The 5,836-nt window shown below is 36.4% G+C and carries 6 protein-coding genes, 2 tRNA genes and 1 pseudogene; all 9 read right to left on the bottom strand.

Going from position 1 to position 5,836, the window contains the following annotated elements:
• A partial coding sequence (gene spoIIE, locus AC1DJR_RS22345; protein ID WP_477003527.1) for a stage II sporulation protein E occupies positions 1-2,271 on the bottom strand: 2,271 nt, incomplete at its 3' end.
• A 261-nt stretch (positions 2,272-2,532) separates the two neighbouring features.
• Positions 2,533-2,604 (bottom strand) — tRNA-Glu (locus AC1DJR_RS22340).
• A 13-nt stretch (positions 2,605-2,617) separates the two neighbouring features.
• A tRNA-Met gene (locus AC1DJR_RS22335) sits at positions 2,618-2,691 on the bottom strand.
• Between the two features lie 159 nt (positions 2,692-2,850).
• Positions 2,851-3,318, bottom strand: a complete 468-nt coding sequence (locus AC1DJR_RS22330; RefSeq protein ID WP_477003526.1) for a S1 domain-containing RNA-binding protein — start codon at positions 3,316-3,318, stop codon at positions 2,851-2,853.
• A pseudogene (divIC, locus tag AC1DJR_RS22325) lies at positions 3,305-3,574 on the bottom strand (cell division protein DivIC); the annotation flags it as partial. The gene AC1DJR_RS22330 and the pseudogene divIC, both read right to left, overlap by 14 nt.
• Positions 3,571-4,224: a spore cortex biosynthesis protein YabQ gene (gene yabQ, locus AC1DJR_RS22320; protein WP_002091573.1), complete on the bottom strand. Its 654-nt coding sequence runs from the start codon at positions 4,222-4,224 to the stop codon at positions 3,571-3,573. The pseudogene divIC and the gene yabQ, both read right to left, overlap by 4 nt.
• Positions 4,221-4,529: a sporulation protein YabP gene (gene yabP, locus AC1DJR_RS22315; RefSeq protein ID WP_477003525.1), complete on the bottom strand. Its 309-nt coding sequence runs from the start codon at positions 4,527-4,529 to the stop codon at positions 4,221-4,223. Before yabP ends, yabQ begins: the two co-directional genes overlap by 4 nt.
• 58 nt (positions 4,530-4,587) lie before the next feature.
• Complete coding sequence (locus AC1DJR_RS22310) at positions 4,588-4,863, bottom strand: RNA-binding S4 domain-containing protein (protein WP_002009677.1); 276 nt, start codon at positions 4,861-4,863, stop codon at positions 4,588-4,590.
• Between the two features lie 14 nt (positions 4,864-4,877).
• Positions 4,878-5,836, bottom strand: a 959-nt coding sequence (gene mazG, locus AC1DJR_RS22305; RefSeq protein WP_477003524.1) for a nucleoside triphosphate pyrophosphohydrolase, incomplete at its 5' end; no start/stop codon positions are given.

Raw genomic sequence — 5,836 nt, 5'->3', positions numbered from 1 at the left:
CTCCACATGTTGCGCTCCCTCAAAGATGCCGTCACTCATCATGATAAGAAGATCACCCGTTTTTAATTGCTCACCAACCACATCAACTTCAACATCTTCAATGATTCCCATCGGCAAATTACTTGCCTCAATTTTCAAAATATTATTTCCGCGTTTAACAAAACTCGGCGTCGATCCAATCTTTAAAAACTTCGCACTCGCATCCCGCAAATCTACCATAGCCAAGTCAAGCGTTGTATACATCTCCTCTGTCGTCCTTAAAGAAAGAATCGAATTGATGGACTTAATCGCTATTTCTTCATCAATACCTGATTGAAGTATCTTTTGTAATAATTTTACCGTTTCCCTACTCTCCATATGAGCCCTTTGTCCATTTCCCATACCATCACTAATCGCAAGTGCATATTTACCAACGCTCAAATCCATCATCGCGTAGGAATCACCTGAAATAAACCCACCACCTTTTGCAGCTGTGGCCAATCCTGTATCAAGAGAATATGTCTTCGCTGAACCAAATGATATTAAACTGTGCCCATTTGGATATGAGGATTTCTCTTCATGCTTAACGACGATATTCTCTTTTAAAATATCTGAAAGCATTGGAGCAACCAACTTCTCACATTCCCCATGTTCATTAGATGCAGCCGGAATCAACATTTCAATATCAATACTTCCTCTATCTAAACAATAAATATCAACATGCTCCACTTCGACACCAAAATCACGAAACGCTTGTAAAATTTGCTCCTCCTGCGCTTGATGGTTCTCTCTTTCTCGTTGTATCTCCTTAGCGAAATCCTCCATCACTTTTGATACACCTAGTAATTGCTCCGCTACAATTCTACGATTTTCCTTCATTTGTTTTCTTAATTTCTGCCCCTCATAGAAGTGATCTAATTCACCTGCTACTAAATCCGTTACTTTCTTCCCTCTCACACAATGCTTGTCCCATTCACGAACTAACTTCCGATTATGCTGCAGCGTTCCTTCTTCTGTTTCACTCATTATTTGTTTCATATAATCGTATGTTTTATCAAAATTAACTACCCAACATTGATCCTTCTTAAAGCATGTTTGACATGTTTTTGCAGTAATTGTACTTAAAAATAAATCAGCTTCTGTTTCTTTATCTTCCTCCTCCACATACCCGTATACAGAAAAGCTATTAGACAAAGCAGCAAATACATTAGCAAATTGATTGATTTTGTTTGCTGTAACATCGCGCACTCTTCTTAAATATTGTTGTTGATCCTGTGAATGTTCCTGTGTACCCGGCATAAATTTAGCAATACGATCCATAACAAGCTTCGGTGTTAATAAGAAGAAAACAATCGCTACACCAGATTCAATTAAAGTTGTTACAATACTTGTTTGCTTGTCTACATATAATGTAATTAAGCTTGTACCAATTAATAAACCTAAACTAACTCCTATACGCTTCCCTTCTTTTAACAATCCCCCAAGCAATCCTGAAAAGGCAAGGAGACTAAGTTGAGACAAGCTCGCCACATTTGCTAAACTTAATATTAACCCAGTGACAACTCCTACCGTGGACCCTGTAGCTGCCCCTGCAATAAAGGCAAATACTAATACTAAATATCTAGTGAAAATATGTTGAATAGAAGCATCATAAACAAACCAATCCGTTGTGCCCGTTAAAACAGATGCTAGTAATATAATTAAACAAACAATTTCTTCTGTTTCTAACGCTTGTTGCTTCCCTTTCCTTTCCACTAAAAGCGGAACACTTTGTAAAAATATCATCGTTAATACGAAGCTAAGCCCCGCTTCGATCGTACTGACGAGCAGATCATACATGGTGACGGTTTGCTGTGCAAAATATACAACAACTAAATGTGCGGTTAATGCGGAGATAAATACTTGGAATGGTACAAGTCCAACAGTTTTACGTGTAAACCGACTAAAGAAGATATTATAAATAAAGAAGGTAAAGATAGATGCAAAAGTAAAAAATAAATTATCTATTGAAACTGAAAGTGCTCCCCCCATTAGGGCTAAGAACGCGAGCGGCATTTTATCTCGCTTCATAACATAAACAGCAGCAAAAAACGGCAATGCAAACGGTAAAATGTTTGTTAATATATATGCTCGTCCCAAAAGAAAACCAATAACAGCAATAATGAATCCCCATCTAAAGAAAACTTTTTCAAACTTCATTCGCAACTTACTCGTCCACTTTATTGTTCCAAGCTGACTTTCATTCATCGCCAATGCACTTGTATTCATAGTATTCCTTCCTGCTTTAGGCATATTTTTAACACCACCTGCAYAGTTTAATTACTGTTATTATAAAAGATGATTATTGGTTTTTTTGTCAAAACAACAGTTTTGACTTTTATAATCGTTCGACTTTTTATTCGAAATAAATCTACATATATACATAGTATTTAATTTATTTAAAGCGAGTTGAAAGAATGTTCAGAAAATATAGGGTGATTTTGTAGAAGTATTGTACGTCTTAATTTATATTTAACAAAAAAAGACCATGCAAATTTGCATGATCTTTTTAGATGACCCGTACGGGATTCGAACCCGTGTTACCGCCGTGAAAGGGCGGTGTCTTAACCACTTGACCAACGGGCCGTTAAATTAAATATAGCGGCGGAGGGGATCGAACCCCCGACCTCACGGGTATGAACCGTACGCTCTAGCCAGCTGAGCTACACCGCCATGTCGTCGTATTTAACGGACAATTAGTATATTACATCAGATATATTTTAAAGTCAATACATCTCAAAAACTTTTTTAAAAATATATTCTCTCACATAAAAAAGTACCCGAGTAATTACTCGGGGTACCTCTCTATATGTTAAGAATTAAACGGACTTATTATCCGCGACGTGCGCCACGGCCACCACGTTTAGATTCTGTGTTACGCTTTAAAGAAGTTAAACGATCTTCACTATCTTTTAAAAAGCGTGCCATCTTTTGCTCAAATGTTTCTTTTGGAGCTCGTTCGTTACCGCCACCGCGGTTATCTCTGTTGGAAGAACGATTATTACGTTGTGGACGTCCAGAACGTTGTTGATCACCACCACGTTGGTATTCACCGCGTGGACGATCTCCTTCTGTTTTTTCACGTTCTTTCGCTTTCTTAATAGATAGGCCAATTTTGCCATCTTTTTCAACATTGATAACTTTTACTTCTACTTGGTCGCCTACTTTTAAGTGATCGTTAATATCTTTCACATAATTATCAGCAACTTCACTAATATGAACAAGACCTGTTAAGCCTTCTGGCAGCTCCACAAAAGCCCCAAAATTTGTAATACCTGTTACTTTACTTTTGAACTTCATCTTTTAGATTCTTTTCTTTTTTCGTTAATGAATCCAGTTCTTTTTTCATGTCCTTAACTTTTGCTTCTTTTGCTTTAATGGAACTGTTTTGTTGATAAAACGTCACACTAATACTGGCAATAATTGTAAAAGCAAAGACAAGAAAAACCGCTAAACGGCGATAAAGTCGCTTCCTGTTCTCATCCGTTTGTATTATATGTTCTTTAACAGGATTTGGACTCTGTTTGTCGATTGTTCTTTGTCTCAGTTCCCTCATTTCCGAGGTCCCCCTAACTTCTTTTTTATACGCACCCATAATTGGAAGATATGTCCCTTCAATTTTGCTACATATTGCAGGAACCCTACATGCTTCATTATAAAAAGTTTAACACGATTAGGGAGAAGTTTCCATATGAGCGAAGCAATAAACCGAACAGGCGAGAAAAAAACTTTCCATATGAAAAGTAATATCCAAATCACCATTTTCCATAACACATGTCCAATTGAAAGCAGTATACGAAATAAGAATAATATAAATGCAATAAATAGCTGTGCTATAATAATAACAGGTTTTATCATGAGTAGCTGTATAATTCGAACAAAAAATTGTGTTGTTTGTACAAAAATATAGATGAGAAAATTTAACATCTTCATGTATAGTGCTTTCAATAAGCTTTGATATGCTGCAAAACCACATAGTAACGCCAAAAATACATATATACGTAGTTCGGCTTCATTTACACGCAGTAATACATAAAAAACGAATAATGCTTGGACAATCCAAAATAGTATATCATGTATAAATACAAGCCAACGTTTACGCTCTTGGCGTTTTAAAAACCGTTGGTATGTATCTAAAGAAGCACCAATCCAAGCACCCATTCCAATCATCGAAAGCATTGTATACAACTGAATTGTTAGGCTCATTTAAACAGCTTACTAAAGAAGCCTTTAGTTTTCTCCCCTTGGTTCTCATCAATATACAGCATTTCATGAACTTTCCCTTTAATTGATACAACACCCTTTTCTACATCTAAATTCTTCATTTGCAAATTTTGACCACGAATTGTTAAAAAACCCATTACAGTCTCGAGTAAAAACTCTTCGCTATCAAAACTCTCTACCTGCTTTACACCGGTAATATCAATTACACGCCTGCCACGCATAATAATATCATGCTCTAMMGAAACATTTTGTTGATTAGAAGACATAGGTGAGTAACCATTATTCACGAAAATCCCCCCATAGCTTTATACTAGCTAATAGTAATGTATGAAGGACTAACCTATTTTAGAACAAGCCTTCTTCCGCTTTCACCTTTTCCTCACGAACGAGACTATACATGTTTGCTGCATCTTCTTTTTTAGTTGTTTCTTTCAATTCATTTACTTTCACAGTTACTATTTTTTGCCCGAAACGAATTGTTAATTCATCCTCTACCTTCACATCTGAACTCGCTTTTGCCACTTGGCCATTAATCGAAATTCTTCCTTGGTCAGACACTTCTTTTGCTAATGTTCTTCTTTTAATTAAACGTGATACTTTCAAAAATTTATCTAGACGCATATCAAATCCCCCTATTAACGCTCTGTTTGTTTTGCCTCTTCCCATAAAATATCTAACTGTTCTAATGATAAATCTTGCATTTCCTTATTCATTTCAGCTACTTTTGCTTCCATGTATAAAAAGCGATCCATAAATTTCTCATTAGTTGAACGTAACGCTTCTTCTGGATCTAATTTATAATGACGAGCTATATTCACAAATGCAAATAGTAAATCACCAAATTCACCTAGCATCTTTTTCTCATCCATGTTTACAACTTCTTGTTGGAATTCTTGCCATTCTTCTAAGGCCTTCTCTATCATCGGCTGCACATCAACCCAATCAAATCCAACCTTTCCAGCTTTCTTCTGAATTTCATAAGCACGCATTAGTTGTGGCAAGCTTTTTGGAATACCCGCTAAAACAGATTCTTTCACGAATCCCTTTTCCTGTTTTTTAATTTCTTCCCAATTTGCAATCACTTCATCAGCATTATTTACATCCGTATCCCCAAACACATGCGGATGACGACGAACCATTTTCTCAGCTAAAGTCCGAATAATRTCATCTATAGAGAACCAACCTTCATCCTCTCCAATTTGGGCATGAAGCATAACTTGTAATAATATATCACCTAGTTCTTCTACTAAATGATCATCATCCTCTTCATCAATTGCTTCTAGCACTTCATACGCTTCTTCAATTAAGTATTTCTTTAAAGATTGATGAGTTTGCTTTTTATCCCACGGGCAACCATTCGGTCCACGAAGATCAGCAATAATTGCTCTAAGCACATCAAACTGCTGATATAAGGACGCACGTTCCTTAACTGGCGGTACATACACACTCGTTAAATTATTTAATTCTGTTTCGTGATCTAACATGTATAACGATACCTTTTTCACTTGCTCGAATGAAGTCCCTGCAGCTGTTACGATATACACTTCGTAATCATCTGGCAAAATCTCCATTAACGTTAGCTTCACATCTGAAG

The sequence above is a fragment of the Bacillus sp. 05T31 genome, assembly GCF_056396725.1.
The sequence above is the reverse complement of the archived record's forward strand: the minus strand, read 5'-3'. Positions and strand labels throughout refer to the sequence as shown.